The following is a 22,117-nucleotide window of genomic DNA, read 5'->3' as shown; positions in this document are numbered from 1 at the left end:
TCTTGTGAGGACGCATGGAGCCGTATCTCATTCTTGGTTCTTCTTCTCCACGAAGAAAATCTATTTTGCAGTACTTTCGTATTCCCTTTACGTGCATTTCATCAGATTTTGATGAACAATCAATTCCTTATTGTGGTGATCCTATAGCTTATTCCGAAAAATTAGCCCTTGGTAAAGCTAAAACTATACAAGCAATTCACAACCCCAAAGGATTGATTCTCACCGCAGATACTATTGTTGTTTATCAAGGAAAAATCTTTAATAAACCCACTTCTCTTGAACATGCAGTTGCTATGTTAAAGACATTAAGCAACCAAACACACTCTGTAATTACTAGTTTGGCCTTACTTCAAAACGATCAACTCATTACAGGAAATGAGACTACCCAAGTCACTTTCTCACAACTTCCAGAAACATATCTCAGGAAATACGTACAAGCTTTTTCTTCTTTAGATAAATGTGGGGGGTATAGCATTCAGGATGGTGGAGGACTCATTGTCCACAGTATTACCGGTTGTACCTATAATGTACAGGGACTTCCTATTAACACACTACGACGTCTTCTTTTAAAGTTTGGTATTAACTTATGGGATCATCTCGTTTAATTGTAACTTTGGGATTCCTATTAAGTTCGAGCATAGTATTGGGTAATTTCCCAGAATCCGTAAGCCATAGAATTCTTTATACTAGTCAAAAATCTATAGAACAAGCTCTTACTTCTTATCTAGATGCTTTGGATACCCATGGAGAACATGACTTTAGATTATTAAGAACCATTTCTGTAAATTGTTTAAAACAGGGCCTATATTCCCCTGACCCTTATATTCGTAAAAGTACTATTGTTGGGGCAGGCCTCGTGGGATCATCAGAAGCTTTGGATATTCTCTCACAAGCTATGCATACAGAAGATCCTTTACAACAGTTACTAGTTTTATCTGCAGTTTCCCAACATCTAGGCAATGCTGCCGATGAACTTTTATTTCAAGCGTTATCCTCTCCTTACCCGGTGATTCGTTTAGAAGCTGCCTATCGTCTTGCTGGTCGTAAAAATATTAAAGTCATTGACCACTTACACGCCTTTATTCATAAACTTCCAGAAGAAATTCAATGCATTGCATCAGCGATCTTTTTAAAATTAGAAACCGAAGAATCTGATACCTATATTCGTCAACTACTGGCCTCTCCTAAAAGTTCAATACGCAATTATGTAACACTACTCATCGGAGAATACCGTCAAAAGCGTTTTCTCCCTACGTTAAGAAATCTGTTAACAAGTGCATCACCTTTAGATCGTGAAGGCGCGCTCTATGCTTTAGGCCTACTCAAAGATGGTCAAAGTTATCACGTGATCCAACAGCTTTCCGAACACCCCCACCCAGATATCTCTCTAGCTGCAGCGCAAGCACTCCTTGCTTTAGGGAAAGAAGAAGAAGCCCTTCCTATTTTCATAAAACAAATCCAAGAAAAACGTTGCCACGCTATCTACACAGCTCGCCTATTATCCAAAGAGTTAGGAACTCCTCTGATTCTTCCCTTATTCTTAACAACGTCAAATCTCGAGGTTAAGTTTAATGCGGCTTTAGCATTAATTCATTTAGGATGCACTCACCCGCATCTACTAGATTTTATGACAGAGTGGCTCATACAACCACACTATAGCCAAGTTCTCCTTCCAACGTTTTCCCCAGGTCACGCTACACAAGCATGGAAATATAGAAACTTAATTCTTCCTACTAACCCTGGAGAGCGAGCAAAAGCATTAACTACAATTCAATCTACTGAAGAACAAATTCTTGTTTCTTTACTCGAGCTCCCTAAAGAAGCGTATCTTGCCTACATAGAAAAAATACTTAAAAGTCAAAAAACTTCCCTTGCAGCCAAAGCCATTACTTTTCTATCCCATTCTTCTCATCAGCACGCATTAGAAATTCTCCAGCAAGCTTCTCAGCTTCCTGGAGAACCCATTATTCGTGCTTACGCGCACCTTGCTTTATATAATCTGACTAAAGACCCTCAACATAAATTCTTTTTACATCATTATGCGCAACGACTCATTACAGAAACTCTCCTATTTATTGATACAGAAGAGGAACAACCTCATCCGAACTCTCCTTACCTACGTTACCAAATCTCTCCTGAAACACGAACTAAACTCATGCTCGATATTCTGGAATCCTTGGTGACATCAAAAAATCACGAAGACATTCGTTTATTGATTCAGTTAATGACACAAATACAAGCTAAAAACCGTCATATTTTAGCCGGATTACTTATGAAAATCATCGAATAAAGGCAAAATATGAAACGTAGTCTCTCTTGTGTTCTTTTAGCTCTTCTACTGTCCTATAATTTCTATTCAGAAGCACTTACACATAAAGAAGCAGCAAAAAAAAAGGTATCTTACTTAAGTCATTTTAAAGGACTATCTGGAACGTTAGATATTGAAGATGGTGTGCTCAACATCCATAATAATCTCCGCATACAAGCAAACCGTGCTTATGTAGATAATGTTCCAGACCGGGGGTTAAAGCTCATTGCCCATGGCAATATCATGGTCAATTATCGAGGAAAAACCTTAATCTGTGATTATTTAGAGTATTATGAAGATACAGATTCTTGCTTATTAACCAATGGAAGATTCGCCTTATATCCTTGGTTTTTAGGCGGCTCTATGATGACTCTCACTCCTGAAACCATTATCATTCACAAAGGGTACATCTCTACCTCTGAAGGTCCTGATAAACACATTTGTCTATCAGGAGATTATTTAGAATACTCTTCCGACGGAGTATTATCTATTGGGAAAACAACATTTAGTCTCTGTAATATTCCCCTCATGTTTTTCCCTAAGTTTTCCATTATGCCTATGGAAATTCCTAAACCTCCTATTAACTTTCGTGGAGGAACTGGGGGATTTTTAGGTTCTTACTTGGGGATCAGTTACTCTCCTATCTCTAAAAAACATTTCTCATCTACGTTCTTTTTAGATAGCTTTTTTAAGCACGGCATTGGCATCGGCTATAACATACATTTCTCTCAAAAAGAACATCCTGAAAATGTCTTCAACATAAAAAGCTATTATGCACACCGATTAGCTATTGACATGCCAGAACCTCGAGATCGCTATCGTTTTCATGGAGATTTCTCGCTAGAAAAATATCGAGCTAAGCTCTCTGGAGAATACCATGTAAGTGATAGTTGGGAAACAGTTGCCGATATCTTCCCAAATAATTTTTCTTTAAAAAATACAGGTCCTACACAGGTTTGTCTTTCCTGGAGAGATCCTATGTTTTATGGGAACATATTCTCATCCGTAAAAGTCAATTCCTTTCAAAATGTCAATCAAGCACTCCCCTGCGTATCTCTACATCAGCACCCGAAAAACATCAAAAATACGAAAGTATATTTTGAAAATTTCTTAGAATGCGGGTACTTTAACTTTGCCTTCAGTAATAATATCCCTGGAGAAAATTTTTCTTCATTACGTGCGGCTATTTCTCCTAAACTCTACCGCGCATTTCCTTTAATTTGGGGGACGATCACACCAACTCTCTTAGCTTCTGCTATTTACTATAGCTCTGTCCCTAAAGAATCTACGCACCATACTCAAGCTTCGGCCCAAATACATGTAGATTACCGGTTTTCAGCATATAAAAATTACCTACAGACAAAACACATTGTTGAGCCTTTTATCTCTTATACCCTGGCTTCACGGCCTGTAATGAAAAATGATGAGCATTATATTTTTTCGATTCACGATGCCTTTTCTTCACTACATCTAATGAAGTTAGGAGTAGAATCCTTCCTGTCTCACAGAATGTCTCCTCATGCACCTCAAATAACTGCAAAACTCTGGACAACCCATATTTTTAGAAATGCATTTGCAAAAACTACATTTCCTAAAACCGCATGTACCCTTTCTTTACCTTTAGGATCAAAAAATACTTTCTCCTTAGATGCAGAATGGATTTGGAAAAAACACTGCTGGGACCACATGAACCTTTTTTGGCAATGGGTGGGCAGCGAACATATGGCTATTACTCTAGAGTTCCTGCATCGAAGTAAGTACGGACTACGTAAATGTGATAAGGAGAACTACATTCTTGATGTTAGCCGCCCTATAGAAGAACTTCTGGACTCTCCTTTATCCGCTCGTCGTAATTTTCTTTTAGGTAAGGTATTTCTACGCCCCCACCCCTGCTGGCACTATCACCTGATCTTGAGGTATGGATGGCACCACACCAATATGCCTAACTATTTAGAATACCAAATGACTTTGGGGACTAAAATTTTTGAGCATTGGCGACTATATTCTGTATATGAAAAGCGTGAGGCGGACAAACGATTCTTCTTCTATCTTAAATTAGACAAATCTAAACACAATTAATGCACGCCTTATCATTAGGGTTGTTCCTATAGGATATAAAAAATCTACTCAATCTAATCCCAAGCACCCTACTAACTAAACTGAAAAACCCGTTGTCAATGAAGTAGCATAGAAATGGAATAAACTTCCTTCGTAATGGGTAGGAAGATTCGAAGAACACGCTTAGACAAATGATACAATCACTTTACTCTTGTGGAGCTTCTTTTCCTTCATAAGGGGTTTCTTCTACAGTAGAAAAATTATCGTGAAAATTTTTTCCTAGATAATTTGTAGCAAAAGATAAAAACAAACACCCACAACAAAAGATAAGAGCTAGCCAGGCTGTTATTTTTTTTAAGATGTCCGGAGTAGAAACTCCAAACATGGAATCACCAGAATCCACTCCAAAGGAAGACCCTAGGCCCATACTCTTGCTTTCTTGAATTAAAATCAAACCACAAAGAAATACACATAAAACAAGAAAAACAAATAAAAATGTATAAAACAAGCCAATCACGGTGTTCTCCTAAAATTCTTTATGCACTACCCACTTCATAGAAAGATAATGGGCAAAGAGCTGTGTGCTTTGCATCAATAATAAAAAAATCCTAAAAAAGCACATAGCACATTCTCATGTTCTTACAAGAATAGAAAAAAATCTATATCTAATAATAAAGTTATTTTTCACATTCTTAGACTACATGGAATTGTTCAATTACATGAGAAAACTCTTTAGGGTTCATAGAAGCTCCCCCTACTAATAAACCATCAACATCAGGACAGCTTGCAAAGCTCCTAGCATTATCTGCTTTAATAGAACCTCCGTAAAGGATAGGTACTGTCTCGGCTTTTTCTTTAGAAAAAATTTGTGACAGTACCTGACGACAAAAAGAATGGACTTCCTGCACATCAGTAATGGAGGCTGCCTTTCCTGTTCCGATAGCCCAAACAGGTTCATAAGCGAGGATAATAGATGCGGTCTCTGTAAGTCGTGACAACCCAGACACTAATTGGTTGGACAACATTTCTTGTGTTCTTCCCCCTTCCTTAACTTCTAATGTCTCTCCTATACACAAAATGGGAATGATCCCCCCGCGAGCCGCTCTTTCTATTTTTAGTGCTATTGTTTCGTCGTCTTCGTGGAAAATATGTCGGCGCTCCGAATGGCCAAGCAAAACAAACCGCACACCGAATTCCTGAAGCATAGGAAGAGCCACTTCCCCTGTAAACGCTCCGGATAACTCCTGATGAAGATTCTGAGCTCCTAACCAAATAGGAAAATTATGAACCTGTATGCTCTCAGAGCACGCAGACAAAGCAGTAAATGGTGGTGCTATACCAATGACAGAAGTAGAAGAACTATCCCGAACTAAAGGGCAAAAAATGGACAAAAACTCTCTAGCCTCCCGAGAAGTCTTATTCATTTTCCAATTACCAAAAATATAACGCTTGCGTTTCATCTGTTCATCCTTACATTCTTTGTGCTATGCTTGGCGGGGAAAATCCTAGGAAAATTACGATTCTCCCTAGTTTTCTAAACAAAGGTTAAAGTATTTTTTCAATAAATAAAACGCGAAACCACAATGTTTTGTTGCTCATGCTGATGTCATCTTCTCCTCAAACAGTAGCCTCTCTCACAAAATCCATAAAAAATCTTTTAGAATCTAATTTTTGCCACATTGTGGTTAAAGGAGAACTGAGTAATGTCTCTTTACAACCCAGCGGGCATTTATATTTCGGTATTAAAGATAGTACCGCCTTTCTGCACGGAGCCTTTTTTCATTTTAAAAGTCAATATTTTGATCGTTATCCCAAGGACGGAGATTCGGTGATTCTTCATGGAAAACTTGCTGTCTATGCTCCGCGAGGACAATACCAAATCATTGCTCATGCGTTAATTTATGCAGGAGAAGGAGACCTTTTACATAAACTTGAGGAAACAAAAAAGCGGTTAGCAGCTGAAGGATACTTTTCTAAAGAGAGAAAACAACCCTTACCGCATTTACCCCAATGCATTGGTGTGATTACTAGTCCCACAGGAGCTGTGATTCAAGATATTCTACGCATTCTTTCTCGTCGTTGTCATCAATATAAAGTACTCCTCTATCCTGTCACGGTACAGGGAGAAACTGCAGCAAAAGAAATTGTGAAAGCTATTGAAGTTATGAATACTGAGAAATTAGCTGATGTTCTCATCCTAGCTCGCGGTGGAGGGAATATTGAAGACCTTTGGGCATTCAACGAAGAAATCCTTGTAAAAGCAGTAGCTACAAGCTCGCTTCCCATTATCTCTGCTGTAGGCCATGAAACCGACTACACACTTTGCGATTTTGCCGCTGATGTCCGAGCACCTACTCCTTCAGCAGCAGCAGAAATTGTCTGCCAAAGTAGTGAGCAGCTTCTTCACACACTGCAAAGTTCCTTAACTCACCTGCATACGCACGCACAACAATTTCTGTCTGCAAAAAAACAACAGCTCCTACAATGGAGACGCCACCTAACTCGTATTGATCTATTCCACTCCGCCCAACAATCGTTAGACTACCTAAGACTCTCTATCGAGAGGTTAATGCAAACAAAACTTTCCCAAGCACTGCAGCACTACAAACAATCTTCTCGTTGGCTACGAAGCAATTTCTTACACCGCACATCCCAACGTCTTTGTAATATTGCTCACCTGCTTTATATGGGTTTATGTAACCAACTATCTGCTTGGAAACATCGGTATTTTCATATCAAAAAAAATCTTACTATCCCCTATACACAGCCGTTTTCCCAAAAGCTTTTTCTCTGGAAACTCCAAGTCTTACGCGTCTTACGTCAACGCATACAAAGCTCTCTTTACTTTTTTAATCATAAACAAAAAAGGTTAGCTTACGGGGCGCACTCTTTAAATCAAAAAATTTTTCAAGAAAAACAATCTCTACTCAATATAAACAAGCGGATAATTAGCCTTACTTCCCATCAACTCCATGCCTACAAAGAGAACATGATTACCTATGACAATACTCTCTATCAGGCGTTACGCCGGATCATAGAAAGAAATCAAGAAAAGTACCATACTTTATACAAACAGCTGCTTTCACTAAATCCCAAACACGTTTTACAACGTGGCTACGCTATGCTCTTTGATTTTAATAAACATTGCGCTATTATTTCAGTTAAAAATCTGCAGAAACATCATCAAATCAAAGTGCGATTGCACGATGGAGAAGCGATTCTCTCTGTAGAAGATGTGCAGTATTTGTAAATTTAAGAGTCTTAAAATTATGGAAGAAATTTCCTTTGAAAAGGCTATGGATAGGTTAGAAGAGATTGTGGATTTAATGAGTCAACCCACAACATCGTTAGATGCCTCTCTACAACTCTACGAAGAAGCAGAATCCTTAATGCGTATTTGTGAGTCACGCATTCGTCAAGCTGAAGAACGCGTACGTCAACTATCAGAAAAGCATAAAGAAGAGTTTCCTGCTTTAGAAGAAGTGCCTACGCATTAAATTAACCAGATGAGGAGTCTAGTGACCCTTTCCCAAGATCTTAGCTCTATACTTCAGGAACTTTCCATTACTGAACAACACCTAGAAACTTTAGAGTCTTTTGATGCTATTGTATCTACTTATGAAAAAGTGTTTTCTTTAATTCATCAGGGAATGGCATTACTATCTGTTAAAAATCAGCAATGCTATATTCTTTCTATACAACCTAACGGCGCAGTGACAAAAAATACTCTAGGACAAGTTGCTCTACAACCATTTGTACCGGCTAAACAGCAATGACTTCAGCTTTTCTTTTAGACCAAATTTCTTCTCCTGAAGACTTAAAAAAACTGTCCTACGCAGATCTTTCTCTTCTTGCGGAACAAATGCGCCATAAAATTATTGCAGTTTTGAAACAAACGGGAGGGCATCTTGCTTCAAATCTGGGAATTATTGAGTTAACGATTGCCTTACACTATGTTTTCTCTTCTCCCGAGGATAAATTTATTTTCGATGTGGGCCATCAAGCCTATCCTCATAAGCTAATCACGGGAAGAAATGATGCGCAGTTTGACCGTATTCGTCATGATCACGGGTTGAGTGGTTTTACTTCTCCCTTAGAAAGTCCGCATGACCTCTTTTTTTCAGGACATGCAGGAAATGCTTTATCCCTAGCCTTGGGTATGGCAAAAGCAACTCCACCAGAATCCCGATCTCATATTCTTCCCATTCTAGGCGATGCGGCATTTTCCTGCGGTTTAACTTTGGAAGCCCTAAATAATATCCGTTCTGACTTGTCAAAATTTATTGTGATTTTAAACGACAACAATATGTCGATTTCTCAAAATGTGGGAGTAATGTCTCAAAGCTTTTCTCGATGGATACACCATCCGAAAATGAGCTCGTTTTCTAAAAAAATGGATAAATGGCTAGTTCGTATTCCCCGCTATGGTACGGGCATTGCTAAGCAATGGCATCGCTTATCTCTATGTTTAAAGTCGTTATTTTGTCCTATTCCTATTTTTGAACAATTTGGTTTAGCTTACGTGGGCCCTATTGACGGGCATAACATTAAAAAATTAATCTCTGTATTACGCATCGTACGGGATTTACCTTTCCCTATTCTTTTACACGTATGTACAACCAAAGGAAAGGGTTTAGAAATTGCTCAAGAAAATCCTTCAAAATACCATGGGGTTTCCGCCAATTTCACAACCCATGAAGAAAATACTCAACTTCCCGTAGTTAAACAACCACCAACGTATCCCGATATTTTTGGTGAAACCCTCTGTCAGTTGGGAACAATGATTCCTAATTTACATGTAGTGACCCCAGCAATGTCTTTAGGATCACGCCTAGAAAAATTTAAAACAAACTTCCCTGAGCGTTTTATTGATGTGGGTATTGCGGAAGGTCATGCCGTCACTCTATCCGCAGGAATATCCAAAGCCCAAGTTCCTGTAATTTGCTCTATTTATTCCACATTTTTACAACGTGCTATCGACAATGTCTTCCACGATGTGTGCATGCAAAATCTCCCCGTAATCCTTGCTATTGATCGTGCAGGATTAGCCTATGCTGATGGATGCAGTCATCATGGGATTTATGATCTAGGTATTTTACGGATGATGCCTAATATGGTAATCTGCCAACCTCGCAGTGCTGTCGTCCTCCAACAATTACTATTTTCTGCTATTTCTTGGAATTCCCCAACAGCTATTCGTTATCCCAACATACCTGCTCTTCAAAAAGATCCTCTCTCTGTGGATGTCCAGGCTCACCGTACTCCAGGGGTAGGAGAGATCCTAACTCAAGGAGAGGATATTTTAATTATTGCCCTAGGGCATATGTGTAGCGCTGCACTTTCTATACAGGCACAATTGTTAAAGCATGGAATTTCCGCTACTGTTGTTGATCCTGTGTTTATTAAACCTTTCGATAACAATCTATTTGGTGTTTTGCTCATGCATCATACAAGAGTTGTCGTCATTGAAGAGCATGCAATTCGGGGGGGACTGGGATCGGAATTTAATGACTTCCTAGCTACATATAGCTTTAAAATTGATGTTTTACATTTTGCCATTCCCGATACATTTGTTTACCATGGAGATAAGGAAAGTTTACAAAAAAAGACGGGTTTACATGTAGAAACTATGGTCAAACGTATTCTGACACATTTTAACTTCAGAGCAATACCATCTTTTTCTAGTCATTTGAGTACACTGTAATCAAAGATACTTCGTATGTTTCCAGGTATTACCCAATTACAGAAGCTACAAAAATCTTACTATCAGAACACCGACTAAATGGGGATAAATAAAGAGTGGGAAGGCATTGATCTGCTTGTAGCATTACGGGAGAGAGTATAGGTAAACAGGCAATAGGAGTTTTCTTACTCAGCGAAAGACAATATAACCAGGTCTCCATTTCAACACCCCTGCATTAGAAAACAGCCGTTATAAATAAGCAATAAAAGCTTTTCCTGTGGTTTATCTCAATAAGATACTACCAGGTTCTTTTTTCTATTTCTTTCTTTTTTTCGAGAAAGTAGTCTAAAAATAAATTAAAAATTCAATTTTAATTTACTCTTCAATAAGACCCCCTCTCTCCTCAAGACTGTGAGAGCAAATGAAACAGACGGATATAGTCATGCAATGATAAAGTTTCCGGACGCGTTTTGTCAGAAAAATGGAGTTCCTGTAAAGCAAGTAAAACCTTTGCTTTGGGGTAAAGATCTTTTAATGCATTAGCTAAGAATTTCCTTCTTTTCCCAAATGCTGTTCTTGTAAGAGTAAAAAATGCATCGTGATCTTGATCTTTTAGAGGGAAAGTATCTTTAACAACCATATGGACAACAGCCGAACCAACGTTAGGTTTTGGGAAAAAACAGCTAGGACTTACCTTAAAGGCATAACGCACATCAGAAAAAAAATTAAGGAACACCGTGAGGGCACTGTATTCTTTCCCCCCAGGCTGTGCCGTAATCCGGCGAGCAACTTCATCCTGAACCATTACTGTAACTGTTTTCCATAGATTTGGAGTTTCAGTAAAAAATTTTACTAGTAAAGGCGTAGTAATATGGTACGGAAGATTAGCAACAATACGTCCTTTCCCTCGATAGCCCTCCTGAGGTAAACTAGCTAAAGGATATTTACAAGCATCTGTAATGTGTACATTTATAGGCAAGAGACGAAGAGTCGATGCAAACATACTATCCTTCTCCAAGGCGATAACTCGAGCTCCTCTATTGACCAAAACCTCAGTAAGAGCTCCATACCCAGGACCAACTTCTAATACCCAATCTTCTGGTTGCACACAGGAAATCTCAAGAATCTTTTTGAGAATATTCCCATCAATTAAAAAATTTTGCGACAACCCCTTTTTGGGATAGCCCCGAACTTCTTTTAAAAATTGTATGAGCTGTTCCGGGGAGCTGCGGGACACAAGATCTCCTAAAGTAGAGAAAATAGTGGGGGTGCTTCTTGAGAAAGCAATGTAGAAATTATAGAAGGATCGAAGCCATAACGCAAACGTAATTTTTCTTTATACTGAGCTTCTATTCCCTCCGCATAACGCATAAATAACATATGTTTGATCTGCATTTCCATATCTTCGAGAGATCGCATTACCATAGAAGACTTATCCAAAAGTACGTGAATTTTATATCCTGATTTGCATAGTTTCGGTTGACCACAAATACATTCCGGATAGTTCACTTGGAGCAATTCATTCTTATGAGCCTCGGAAAGTTCCTTATCATTACGAACGAATTCTTCGGAATACATCAACTCCCCTCCCTGAGAAAGAACAAAAGCGGAAAGTCGTTCTCTATTCCACACACGTGCTTCATTTAGTTGCGCACACACGTTACTCGCAATTTGACTAGCTAAAGACTCTGTAGCTGCCTTCACTGTGACTACGCGATATTTCCATACCGATGTTTTCGCTGCCTCCTCAGCTAACGCATCATAATGCTCTCGGATTTTCCCCGGGGTGACTTTTAACATAACTTTAGAGCGTACCATCATTCCCATAACTCTTTGGGCAACTAATGTACGATGAATAACCCTAAAAATATCCTCAGCTGTCATATCGAAATGCTCATAAAACGGAGATAGATCTCTACCAAACATAGCTTCAATTTCTTGATTGACTGTTGTTGGATCTATAAAAATTTTTTTAGATTTTGCATCAGCAACCATAAGAAATTCATCAATAACAGACTCTAACACTACAGGCCACATAGAAGCATAGTATTGTGAGCGCGCAGAAACAGAATCTAAAAGATGAGGATACGAAGAAGCAAAAAGAAGATTCAATTTTTGTATAACATCTAAAGTGGTCACAACAATGTCTTCATCGACCTTAAATAAAACTCGATCATGAATAGCAATCCCTGACGGATCTTCTGGAACTTTCTCTAAGTAGCTGGAAGGCGAGGAAAGTAAAGAAGAATTTCCCATTAGCGGTACTGAGAAACACAAACAGCTGGTAAGAGAAAAAATACTCAGGATTCTACTCTTCATGATTTGCTACTCCTAATAGTTCCCGATACTGGGATTCACTATAAGAAATTCCCCAAATTTTAGCCACTTTGAGAAAAACCTTGACAAAACACGCAGAAATACATTTATAAAGTATATTCTTTCAAATAGTTATAAAAATCTTCTAGATTCGAAAATTTCCTTCCTACTTCCGGTTCAATGACACAAACAATAGATAACTTCTGGCCCTCCTTGGGGATTAACGAATGTTCATGTTCCGGAAGAAGACGTTCTAATAATTCTCTCTCACCTTGTTTCATCCACACTAAAGATACATAAGGAAGAAAGCGACCAGAAAAATAAGATAAAATGATTCTACGATCTTCTTCATGAGCAAGAGAAATAAGAATTTTTTTGTGGTTACGAGAAAAATAAGTCTGAGCAGCAATTAAGCTTCCCATAGACGAAAATTTATGCGTATGCCATCGGGCCTGAGCTAACTGTAATGTATCTTCAGCATAGGTTAGATAGTGTTTCTTTTCCGTAAGCATGTGTAACTTGATTAAGGTTTGACAAATCAAAGCACTTCCGGAAATACTTTCCCCATCGGATAAGCTCTCTTGCTGAAAAAGCAAATAGGAATCACGTCCATCTGTAGTATAAAATCCCCCGCTCTCCGAACGGAAAAAAATGAGAACCTCCTTCATGAGCTCCTCAGCATATACTAGCCATTTCGCGCCACATCCAACTTCGTATAGGGAAAGGAACCCTAAAATAACAGCACCATAATCTTCCAGTCCTGCAGAATATTTTGCTTCTCCTTCCCTCCATCTGCGTAATAATGTCGTCTTCACACACAAATGATTACGAATAAACTCACCACACTTCATAGCTATAGAAATATAATGATTCTCTCCTAAAGTTCTCCCTGCAATCACAAGAGCATGAATCATCCATCCGTTATGAAAAGCCAAACATTGGTCATCTTTAAATAATTGTAGCTTTGTTTCTCTATGCAAACGTAACTTATCTTTTAGGCAATCTAAAATCTCAAAAAATTCTTCAACTGAGCAATGATATTTCTCTGCAATTTCTTCTAAGTTAATATGGTCAGGAATATGGAGGATATTCTTCCCATTGCAAAATCCTTCTCGAGAAATGCCATAATACTCACAAAATAAATCTGCTCTTTCTCCTAAAATCTCACGAATTTCCTCTCCTGACCAGGCTAAGCACTTCCCTGAGGCTCCCCAAGATTCCCCGTGTTCTGAAGTATAGAAAGCCCCCACATCGGGATAGTACAGTGCTGATAACATGTAATGAAGTATCTGTTTTGCAATCTCTAGGTACTGAGGATTTTTTAAACAGACTCCAGCATCAAGATAGTCTAACAGTAAAAACGCATTGTCTATGAGTTGTTTTTCAAAACAAGGAATTAACCATTTATCATCTATAGTATAGCAATAAAAACCTCCTCCTAGATGATCAAAAATCCCTCCCTTAGCCATCATCTGCAATGAACGATCCACAAAAAACAGACTACGACTATCTTGATATTCTATGCTGTAACGTAATAAGAATTGAATGAGTAAGTAAGGCGGGGTTTTAGGAAAAGATTTGATTCCTCCGTAATGAGGATCAATATCATGATAAATTGCAGATACCGTTTGCAAAAGGACCTGCTCTTCTAGGAGTTCTTTTTTAAAACACTTCTCTATAAAAGAGGCGATTTCCATAACCTTATGAGCCTGACGGACAAGAACCTCTCTCTCTTCACAGTCTTTCCACATGGCATATAACTTTTCTATCATTTGAGAAAATGAAGGCATGCCTAACTTCTCTTCAGCACTTAAATAATTCACAGAAAAAAAGGGAAGCAAATCCGGGGTTAAAAATACATTCAAAGGCCAGGAAGAAATGCTCTGTCCTTCTCCCGATACAGAAAGCAACTGAGCGAGATCAAAATAGAGATGAGCTACATGGGGCAACTCTTCCTTATCTATTTTAACATTAACAAAATATTCATTGAGCATGGCTGCCACTTCAGGATTTACAAAACTCTCCTGAAGCATAACACGGCACCCCCGAGAATGAGCGCACCCTATAGAAAGAAAGATAGGTTTATCTTGAGATTTTGCTAAATCAAAAGCCTCACTACCCCACGGATACCAATTCACCGGCGTATGAGCATAAAGAAGTAGGTAAGGAGATTTCTCGTTAATCAGTTTATTTGTATACAGAGGCTGTGACATAATAAAATAAAAAAAACAAAAGCCTTTAATTTATTTTAAAACAAACAGACTACTTTTAGCATAATTTATTATTATCATTTTACCTAACATACTCATATAGAAATGGAATCTCCCAAGGACCCCTAAACCAAGCTAATGAATACATCAGCATATTTTAATCTTTCTTATTCTTAAGGAGATCGTGCTGAAGATCTTCTGAGATAACGCGGAGTTTTTACAGAAATTAATTTCTGATTATCAAAGAGATGGGTTACACAAGAAAATTATCATTGAGGAGCTTGATTTCCTAATTAAGAAAACCTAAACTGGTTACGTACGGAAGAGTGGCAGAGTGGTCGAATGCATCTGATTCGAAATCAGAAGTTCCCTTAAAGGAACCAGGGGTTCGAATCCCTTCTCTTCCGTTTTCACACTATTTCTTCTCCCCAAATAGAAACCCACACTGTTCAAGACAGCATTAGCATCTCTTCATATCTAAAAGTAAAATTAACGACTACGACAGTGTTGATCACACATACTTCTTTTCGTAATCAACAATCCCTAAATAAATCCAAGACCGCAAATTATAGGATTTCAAGATAGAAATAGAATATGTCCTGCTGTACCAGATATATCTCAATACAGTCTAAATAGATGGAGTTAACCTATAGAGAAGCAATGTTTAAAATATATTACCCTAATATACAAGTATAAGCATAAGCAAGCAAAGCTAGTGCACCACAAACTTCAACGAAGATTTAGATAGAAACCCAATTTAACTATTGAAGAAATTTGTAGGTAATAAAAAGATCCCACCTATTTCTATAGGTAGGTAGAGGTGGGTAAAGGATAGCAACAAAGAATCATGTTAGAAAACAAAATAAAAAATTGCCCTCACCACACTCTCAGGGGGATTGAGATTGTGCTGAAGGCTACGGAGTATGTTAACTTTTTTCATTAAGAGAATCTAGATTTAATTATACTTTAAAACAACCTCTTCCTCATTTCCCTACATGCACAAAAGCAAAAACATGACAATTAAGAAACAACTTTTCCATGGTTAAATCATGGTACATCTGAAGAAATCCTTTGCCTTACCTGCATCAAAAAGAGAGCTTTCTTAGCCGTTACTACAAAAATAAACAACGAAAAAGACTCTTCAACTACACCAAAAAAGATAAAAACTACACGTCATTCTATGACTAAAGCAAATACAAAATCTTCCTTATCTCCAAAGACGTGAATTCTCTCAATTTACATTCCATAAACACGAAAAAATTTCGTGGCTCTGGCAATTCCTGCACTCTGCAAGTGTAAAAAAAAATTTAAAAAATGGATGTTTTAAAAAAATTTCTTTACATTGCTTTCCCAAATTTTCTGATGAAAAACAAAATATGCTCATTTTTTACATCAGAATCTTGGAGAAAAATTCAAAAATCTACGGAGGCCATGTATGGCATTTAGTTTTCCTAGTTTTCAGTTTTCTCGAGTACGCTCAGGATCTATTGATACTTCTCAAAATCCATCCACCTCTGGTGTTGTCACTAAACAACCACAAGCACGATCGGAAATCCGACTACAACTTGGCGGTGAAAGTGACTTAGCAAGCCAAGTGAGTCAAATTGCTGGGATAGTAAGCTCTATCATTGAACACCCAAGAACCCAAAAAGGATGCGTTGTCTGCTACGAACAATGCTCTAATCCCTGTGAAAGACGTTTTGGAAGTTGCGGCAGGTGGTTTTGCACTTGTTTCCAAGCTTGTTGCATTGTGGAAACTACAAGCACAAGCAATATTCCCCAATTTATTGATGGGATGAATCAAAGTTATGGCCCAATTTCATTAGGGTTAGCACTTAACACGTTAGAATGGAATGTATTAAGCATGGTACAAAGTGGTGCAAATTTTACTGAAGAACAAAAACAAGAACTCGAAGCAGCTTGTCAAGAAGCCAAAAATCAATGCTCTGGAGGTATGCGAGAAATTTCTCAGTCATTTTTTTATGATGCTAGCCTATCTATCACCAGTGATGATGATGAAGTCCAGCAAACATTACCTATCCTTTTAGGAATCATTGGATCACAGGCATGGCTAAATCCTGAGCAAACACCTACTCCTCCCCCATGCTGGCTGATTGATAACTCGGATAACATGATTTTCAATGCAACAAATCCCAACTCTGGACGCAGGGATTCTATTGTCTGTTCTGGAATACAATCATCAGCATCAGCATCGAAATACAAACAATCTGTTACACAGAAATTTCTTTCCCAGCTAATAGTAAAATCTTTAACTACCGGACAGGTAGGAATCCTGGGGTTTGAAAAAGCTCATCTAGTCACCTGGATATTTGAAAAATTTCTCTGTATATCCGCCGGCCCAAATTCTCCTTTAATTAAAAGTGGAGCCTGCCCTTCTTACGAAATAAAGAGTTTCATACGACTATTAATGTTAATTTTGCTTTGTTGTGGCTACGTACCTGTGGACTCTTCTGAGCAATCTCCAGTAGATATTTCTCAGGCTGATGATCCATTTATGAAAATTTTCCTACGTTCACAACGAGTGTATTTAGCAAAATCACAAACATCGAAAGCACCCACTAAACGACAGTTAACCCGCCAGGTAAGCATTAGTTCTGCAGATAGTACGTCAAATGCCCCTGCTGATGACTACCATCTACCTGATGGTGTTGAATGTCCCCCTGATGATGAAAATGATGAAATTATAAGACAGAAAGAGCTACTCAGTAGCTCAAGTAATTTGACAGAACTTTTTTCAGTGATGAAAATTGCTCAAGCTAAAACCCAATAAATAGCGAGCAAAACATGTGGGGATCGAGAAAATACCACAACTAGACATCTACTCTGTTGAGTAAATTCTAATCCTAGTCTGGATATCTCGACCCCATTGTCTATACTTAAAAAATCCTATAGAAAAACGATCAATACTCGAAGATATGAATACAATAAAAATAGGTTGAAGACTAGCAACCCATAGAATGAGTAGAAACAACTAATATGCCCGATTACACATCGTTGGACAGAAAAACAATTTGAACTTATCGAAAAATTTTTCCTTATAAACATTTATCTAAAACTAAAACACTTTTTTATAAAAAACTAAAAATCAGCATCTTAGAATCAAATTCATAGACAAAATTGCTTGCCTTATCAACAATGAACCAGAAAAAATACCAACGATCCTTTCGTCTCTAAACATTTTAACATCAGAGGAATTTTATGTGCTTTCCTGTCCCTAAATGTGACTGTTTCTGGTCTACAACATCAACCAACTCCCCTGAACAATTTCCCCTACAAGAAACAGGAGCAGCGTCTCAACACCCAATAACTACCCAACCAAGATCCTCTCACACAGTGTCTATAGGAATCTCTCTAGGGACTAATGACGATGTTGTTCTGCAAACATTAAAAGATGCAGCTAATTTATTTACTCAAATTCTTGATAGTCCACATACACAGCAAGGAGCCAGATTCTGCAGAGATCGCTGCCAACCCTGGTGTGAGTCTCACTGTCCCAATTGGTTAGCTTTATGTTTCCAATGTTTATGCACTTGTGTGATTAATGAAGAAGACGGTGCAACTCCCGAAGATCATCCAGATCGCGCATTTTTTAAAGATTTATCTTCAGCACACGGACCTATTGTAGCTGGTATTGGTGTACAATCCTCCGGAATCGATGTCTCATCGCTGATGATCACTGGAAAAAGTTTAAGTGAAAATGATAAAGAGCATATACAAACATGTTGCAGAGAAGCTCAAGCTAAGATACAAGCATTTTTCCATCAATACCTACAAAAAGAACTCTTCCAAACTGCTGACATAGAATCTTCTCTTCCTAAAACAGATGGTGAAGAAGTGTCTGCTATAAGACAAGGATTTCATAGTCCATCCACGCACAATCCGCCTACCATTTGGATCTCCCCTAACCACTCTCCAGGTGAAGCTCCTGAGTTAATGAAACAAGTGAATTGGACTAAATTAGAACAGCAACTAAAGGGAGTCCTTTGCCGTAATGCAAGATCGGGAAGAAATGAAAAGGTGGATGGACGCGCCGAATCAGTCATGCGCACTATAAAAAATGCTTTCTATTATTTACTCAAAGGAAGCCCTTGTTTCCAACCCCAAATAGGTAGAGGGAACTACAGTCTCACAGTATCCCATCCCACCTTCCTACAATTCCTTCTTTGCGGTTTACTCACAGTCAACCTTATTCCTGTAGACGAAGAGGGCAATCCTCCTAAAGACACGTGGTGGAAACTGATTGACCTCATATCCTTGCTACACAGAGACCCTAATCAGCATATTGCTCCTCCTGCTTTTCCCGATCCCTGGGATGATTCTGAAGTAGACGGAGGACTAGAAAGTGACCGTGGAGATGATCCTGATAATTCCACAGGTGGAGCTACTGGGGGAACAACCGTTGACCCGACCTCAGAAGCAGGTGATGAATCTGATGGCATATGGTTTGGCCCAAAAGAACAACAGCAACTTTTAAACACAGCAGAGAAAACGAGCCAGCTTGCACAGTTATTCTTCTAGTGGATACATTAAAACTTTTCCAAGCTTTATATTTAAATAGCTTAGAAAAAATTATAAAAATAATAAACAAAAGGCAGAGAACATCTGCCTTTTGTAGTTTTCATACAAAGAAAGACTGTTTGTATTTACAATACTTCTTTAGAATACTTTTAAATTTATTCAATAGAAAAGCTAAGAATTAAACAACCTATGAGGTGCGATCATCCCTGCTGAAAAAATTCACCCCTAAGGAAATATAATCGAGAAAATATATAAATTTAAAAAATAGAAAGCCGAGAACCCAACCACCAAATGGTCACAATGCTACCAACAATAAGCGCTGCCCACCAAAGATTTGACCAACCACGAATAATCTGTTCCGGAGAATTTCTCCCCCCCATAGATTCTAAATCCAACAACATCTCCATATTATGTTCTGAAAATTCTTTAAAAATTTTAATAACATAAGGATGTTCTTGAAGAATACGTTCGCTATCTAAGCCTAAATACGCAGCATACTTCTTTATAAATCCTTGAGCATACACTGGAGAAATCAACTTTCCCAAGCACCCATTTTCTATTGCTTCTAAACACGAGCAACGAATAGCAGTTGCGGTTTCTACATCTTTTAATGATAGGGATTTTTCTTCACGTTTATTACGAAAAATTTCGCCTAAATGAACTAATTCTTGATGAATATGTTCTGTCATAGAAATTGTTGCTTCTCAAGGGTCCGTAGATTATCTTTTCAATCTCAAGTCCATCTTAAAATTGAAATTTCCTTCTTTATAAACTCAAGTCCTGTCTTATTGCAAGACTATACAAAATTAACGTTTAATTTGTATTTTAAAATCCATAAAATGACGAACTCCACATTAGAAATGCGTAAAAACATGAAAAACATATAAAGTTTCCTATTCAAATTCTTACGCAAAGTGAATTTCTGTATTATGTCAGTACCATTTGTTACCCAACTATCTCCTTCACTATATGGCTTACTTAAATCCCGACTAGAAGAAAAAGGCTTTGAGTTTTCCTATCCCCCTCATACAATTTTTTTAGCACGCTCATCTTCAGTAAGCTGCGCATTATATTCTTCAGGAAAGCTTGTTGTTCAAGGAAAAGGATCACAAGAATTCATTGAATTTTTCTTAGAACCAGAAATCTTGCTTACATTTTCTTGCCCTGATACGCAAAAAGATCTCCGTCCTCGTTTAGGAGTAGATGAATCCGGAAAGGGAGACTTTTTTGGTCCGCTGTGTATTGCAGGGGTATTCGCTTCCAGTAAAGAAATTCTTCAAAAACTTTACAACACAGGAATTCGAGATTCTAAACTACTTAAGGATACTCAAATTATCTCACTAGCTAAAAATATCCGCTCTTTATGTACGTATAAACTCTTGGTGCTTTATCCACAAAAATACAATGAACTCTATCAAAAGTTTCAAAACTTAAATCTTCTTTTGGCTTGGGCACACGCAACAATTATTGATGAATTATCTCCGCATCCTGCAGAAAACGTATTTGCTATCTCGGATCAATTTGCTTCATCTGAAAGTATCTTGCTCAATGCTTTGAAAAAAAAACATGTAAGCATCCCTGTAGTACAAACAACCCATGCCGAACAAGATATCGTTGTTGCAGCAGCTTCTATACTGGCTCGAGAAGCTTTTATCTCTGCCATAGAACAACTAGAAAAGCAATTTTCCGTAAAATTACCTAAAGGAGCATCGGCTCAAGTCAAAGCAGCAGGAAAATCTATTGTTCACTCCTTAGGAAAAGACATTTTACCTCTTGTATGCAAAACACACTTTAAAACATTTCATGAAATTCTCTCTTGCACATAGCTATGAGAAGGTATGTATTGTTAACTCATCAGATACAGAATATGAAAATCAGTAGTAATCTATCCTATAAATGGTTTAGTCTATTGTTAGGCAAAATACTCAGCGCTTCTAGCTATGAAAACTTTTGTGTCCTCTGAAACAGAGTTTCGAAGAAATTCTTCTAGTGAGAGTTAATGAATATAGTGACGGGAATATGTTGAAATTGTTTTTCCATTTACTGACTCTTTCTGGTCAGCTCATTTCCACCCCGATCTACATGATCCATGATGCTTTAGGGATCGATAAAGAAGCGCGTGAAGCATCCTCTCAACCTCGTCTTTTTTCTTTGCAAATGCAATATTTGCAAGTTGAAAATGCTGAATTTAAAAAACTATCCCATCAATCTTTAGGTTTACGCCAATCTGATGCTTCTCTTCTTTTTACCCTACCCCTGAACCCACAATTTGGATTACTTCTATCCACAGGGTATGTAGGCGTTAATGTTCTCTGGGACCACACACAACCTAAAGTAGGGGATCCTCAATCATTATTGGGCTATGCAACGTTTCAAGATAAGTCCTTCTATAATTATCTTATGCTTTCCTTAGGAGCTTATACAGTATCCTTAACAAATTGGCAGTGGTCCGTAATGTTTTCTTCTCTTGTAGATCCCGAAAACCTTGAGATTGGCTACAGCCTGCATCAGGCAGTACTGTCGGGAAAATATCAAGCGACACGACAGCTTTCCGTAGTATTCGGAATGATCAATGAAACAGGATTACATCAAGAAAAAGCCTGGCCTCTAATTGGAGCCTCCTATAAACCGAATGATCAAGTCACTATTCATTGCATTTATCCTCTGAACTTCTCATTAGAATACAAATGCACTTCGGTATGTGATTTTGGAGCTGCTTATCGTTTAACGCGATTTCGAAAAAAACTTCCCAAAAACCATTTAGCTTCTTCCGAAGGTATTTTTGAGTACCAAGGACGAGAAATCGAAGGAAATATCAAACTCTCTCCTTGGCCTGGAAGCTTTATCAAAGCATTTTATGGCTGGTCCCTCGGTAACGATATTTCTCTAGCAGACAGCCATAACACCCAAAGTACTAGTTATCCTTTTAAGACTTCAGTATTTTTTGGAGGGTCTGCTATAATTTCGTTTTAAATGATTATTTTAAAACGATCTACAAAGGAT

At 38.0% G+C, this 22,117-nt stretch carries 18 protein-coding genes and 1 tRNA gene; 12 read left to right on the top strand and 7 right to left on the bottom strand.

Going from position 1 to position 22,117, the window contains the following annotated elements:
* Positions 1-14: 14 nt before the first annotated feature.
* The 3 genes from M787_RS03405 to M787_RS03395 are packed head-to-tail and all read left to right on the top strand — an operon-like array spanning position 15 to position 4,387.
* Complete coding sequence (locus tag M787_RS03405; RefSeq protein ID WP_021828173.1) at positions 15-605, top strand: Maf-like protein; 591 nt, start codon at positions 15-17, stop codon at positions 603-605.
* On the top strand, positions 587-2,290 hold the full coding sequence (locus tag M787_RS03400) for a HEAT repeat domain-containing protein (RefSeq protein WP_021828172.1): 1,704 nt from the start codon (positions 587-589) through the stop codon (positions 2,288-2,290). The genes M787_RS03405 and M787_RS03400 overlap by 19 nt, the downstream gene beginning before the upstream one ends.
* 9 nt (positions 2,291-2,299) lie before the next feature.
* Positions 2,300-4,387 carry a CT351 family outer membrane beta-barrel protein gene (locus M787_RS03395; protein WP_021828171.1) on the top strand — a complete coding sequence of 696 codons (2,088 nt, stop codon included), beginning with the start codon at positions 2,300-2,302 and terminating at the stop codon, positions 4,385-4,387.
* 184 nt (positions 4,388-4,571) lie between these two features.
* Here M787_RS03395 and secG read toward each other — a convergent pair whose 3' ends face one another.
* Both secG and tpiA read right to left on the bottom strand, forming a co-directional pair.
* Entirely contained in the window at positions 4,572-4,883 is a 312-nt protein-coding gene (gene secG / locus M787_RS03390; protein WP_021828170.1) for a preprotein translocase subunit SecG, read from the bottom strand.
* Between the two features lie 175 nt (positions 4,884-5,058).
* Positions 5,059-5,826: a triose-phosphate isomerase gene (tpiA, locus tag M787_RS03385; RefSeq protein WP_021828169.1), complete on the bottom strand. Its 768-nt coding sequence runs from the start codon at positions 5,824-5,826 to the stop codon at positions 5,059-5,061.
* Between the two features lie 137 nt (positions 5,827-5,963).
* Between tpiA and xseA the strand changes: the two genes are divergently transcribed.
* From xseA to M787_RS03365, 4 genes are read left to right on the top strand one after another with little or no spacing between them, the layout of a single operon-like run.
* Complete coding sequence (xseA, locus tag M787_RS03380) at positions 5,964-7,616, top strand: exodeoxyribonuclease VII large subunit (RefSeq protein ID WP_021828168.1); 1,653 nt, start codon at positions 5,964-5,966, stop codon at positions 7,614-7,616.
* Between the two features lie 19 nt (positions 7,617-7,635).
* Complete coding sequence (locus M787_RS03375; protein WP_021828167.1) at positions 7,636-7,863, top strand: exodeoxyribonuclease VII small subunit; 228 nt, start codon at positions 7,636-7,638, stop codon at positions 7,861-7,863.
* A gap of 21 nt (positions 7,864-7,884) precedes the next feature.
* Positions 7,885-8,142 carry a hypothetical protein gene (locus M787_RS03370; RefSeq protein WP_021828166.1) on the top strand — a complete coding sequence of 86 codons (258 nt, stop codon included), beginning with the start codon at positions 7,885-7,887 and terminating at the stop codon, positions 8,140-8,142.
* Positions 8,139-10,070, top strand: coding sequence for a 1-deoxy-D-xylulose-5-phosphate synthase (locus M787_RS03365; protein ID WP_021828165.1), 1,932 nt, complete (start codon positions 8,139-8,141; stop codon positions 10,068-10,070). Before M787_RS03370 ends, M787_RS03365 begins: the two co-directional genes overlap by 4 nt.
* Positions 10,071-10,098: 28 nt before the next feature.
* Here the strand turns inward: M787_RS03365 and M787_RS04910 are convergent, their stop codons facing one another.
* The 4 genes from M787_RS04910 to M787_RS03350 all read right to left on the bottom strand — a co-directional run bounded on the left by M787_RS04910 (position 10,099) and on the right by M787_RS03350 (position 14,578).
* A complete protein-coding gene (locus tag M787_RS04910; protein WP_021828164.1) occupies positions 10,099-10,269 on the bottom strand; it encodes a hypothetical protein in 171 nt (56 codons plus the stop codon).
* Positions 10,270-10,452: 183 nt separating this feature from the next.
* Entirely contained in the window at positions 10,453-11,286 is an 834-nt protein-coding gene (gene rsmA, locus M787_RS03360; RefSeq protein WP_021828163.1) for a 16S rRNA (adenine(1518)-N(6)/adenine(1519)-N(6))-dimethyltransferase RsmA, read from the bottom strand.
* Positions 11,287-11,294: 8 nt separating this feature from the next.
* The gene (locus M787_RS03355) at positions 11,295-12,305 is read right to left on the bottom strand and encodes a hypothetical protein (protein ID WP_238582556.1); all 1,011 of its coding nucleotides are present in this window, start codon (positions 12,303-12,305) and stop codon (positions 11,295-11,297) included.
* Between the two features lie 167 nt (positions 12,306-12,472).
* A complete protein-coding gene (locus tag M787_RS03350; protein ID WP_021828161.1) occupies positions 12,473-14,578 on the bottom strand; it encodes a thioredoxin domain-containing protein in 2,106 nt (701 codons plus the stop codon).
* A 317-nt stretch (positions 14,579-14,895) separates the two neighbouring features.
* On the opposite strand from M787_RS03350, the gene M787_RS03345 reads away from it, so the two are divergent.
* From M787_RS03345 to M787_RS03335, 3 genes are all read left to right on the top strand, one after another.
* Positions 14,896-14,982: transfer RNA gene (locus tag M787_RS03345), tRNA-Ser, on the top strand.
* A 1,028-nt stretch (positions 14,983-16,010) separates the two neighbouring features.
* Positions 16,011-17,366, top strand: coding sequence for a hypothetical protein (locus tag M787_RS03340; RefSeq protein WP_021828160.1), 1,356 nt, complete (start codon positions 16,011-16,013; stop codon positions 17,364-17,366).
* A gap of 428 nt (positions 17,367-17,794) precedes the next feature.
* Positions 17,795-19,114 carry a hypothetical protein gene (locus tag M787_RS03335; RefSeq protein WP_021828159.1) on the top strand — a complete coding sequence of 440 codons (1,320 nt, stop codon included), beginning with the start codon at positions 17,795-17,797 and terminating at the stop codon, positions 19,112-19,114.
* Positions 19,115-19,371: 257 nt separating this feature from the next.
* On the opposite strand, the gene M787_RS03330 is transcribed toward M787_RS03335, so the two are convergent.
* Positions 19,372-19,803, bottom strand: coding sequence for a helix-turn-helix domain-containing protein (locus M787_RS03330; protein ID WP_021828158.1), 432 nt, complete (start codon positions 19,801-19,803; stop codon positions 19,372-19,374).
* 240 nt (positions 19,804-20,043) lie between these two features.
* On the opposite strand from M787_RS03330, the gene rnhC reads away from it, so the two are divergent.
* Together rnhC and M787_RS03320 are read left to right on the top strand one after the other, a co-directional pair.
* Positions 20,044-20,940: a ribonuclease HIII gene (rnhC, locus tag M787_RS03325; RefSeq protein ID WP_021828157.1), complete on the top strand. Its 897-nt coding sequence runs from the start codon at positions 20,044-20,046 to the stop codon at positions 20,938-20,940.
* 193 nt (positions 20,941-21,133) lie between these two features.
* A complete protein-coding gene (locus tag M787_RS03320) occupies positions 21,134-22,087 on the top strand; it encodes a hypothetical protein (RefSeq protein WP_021828156.1) in 954 nt (317 codons plus the stop codon).
* Positions 22,088-22,117 lie beyond the last annotated feature (30 nt).

The organism is Chlamydia gallinacea 08-1274/3, from assembly GCF_000471025.2.
In the GTDB taxonomy this organism is placed as follows: Bacteria; Chlamydiota; Chlamydiia; order Chlamydiales; family Chlamydiaceae; genus Chlamydia; species Chlamydia gallinacea.
Note: the sequence above shows the minus strand (reverse complement) of the source record. Positions and strands in the feature narration are given on the sequence as shown.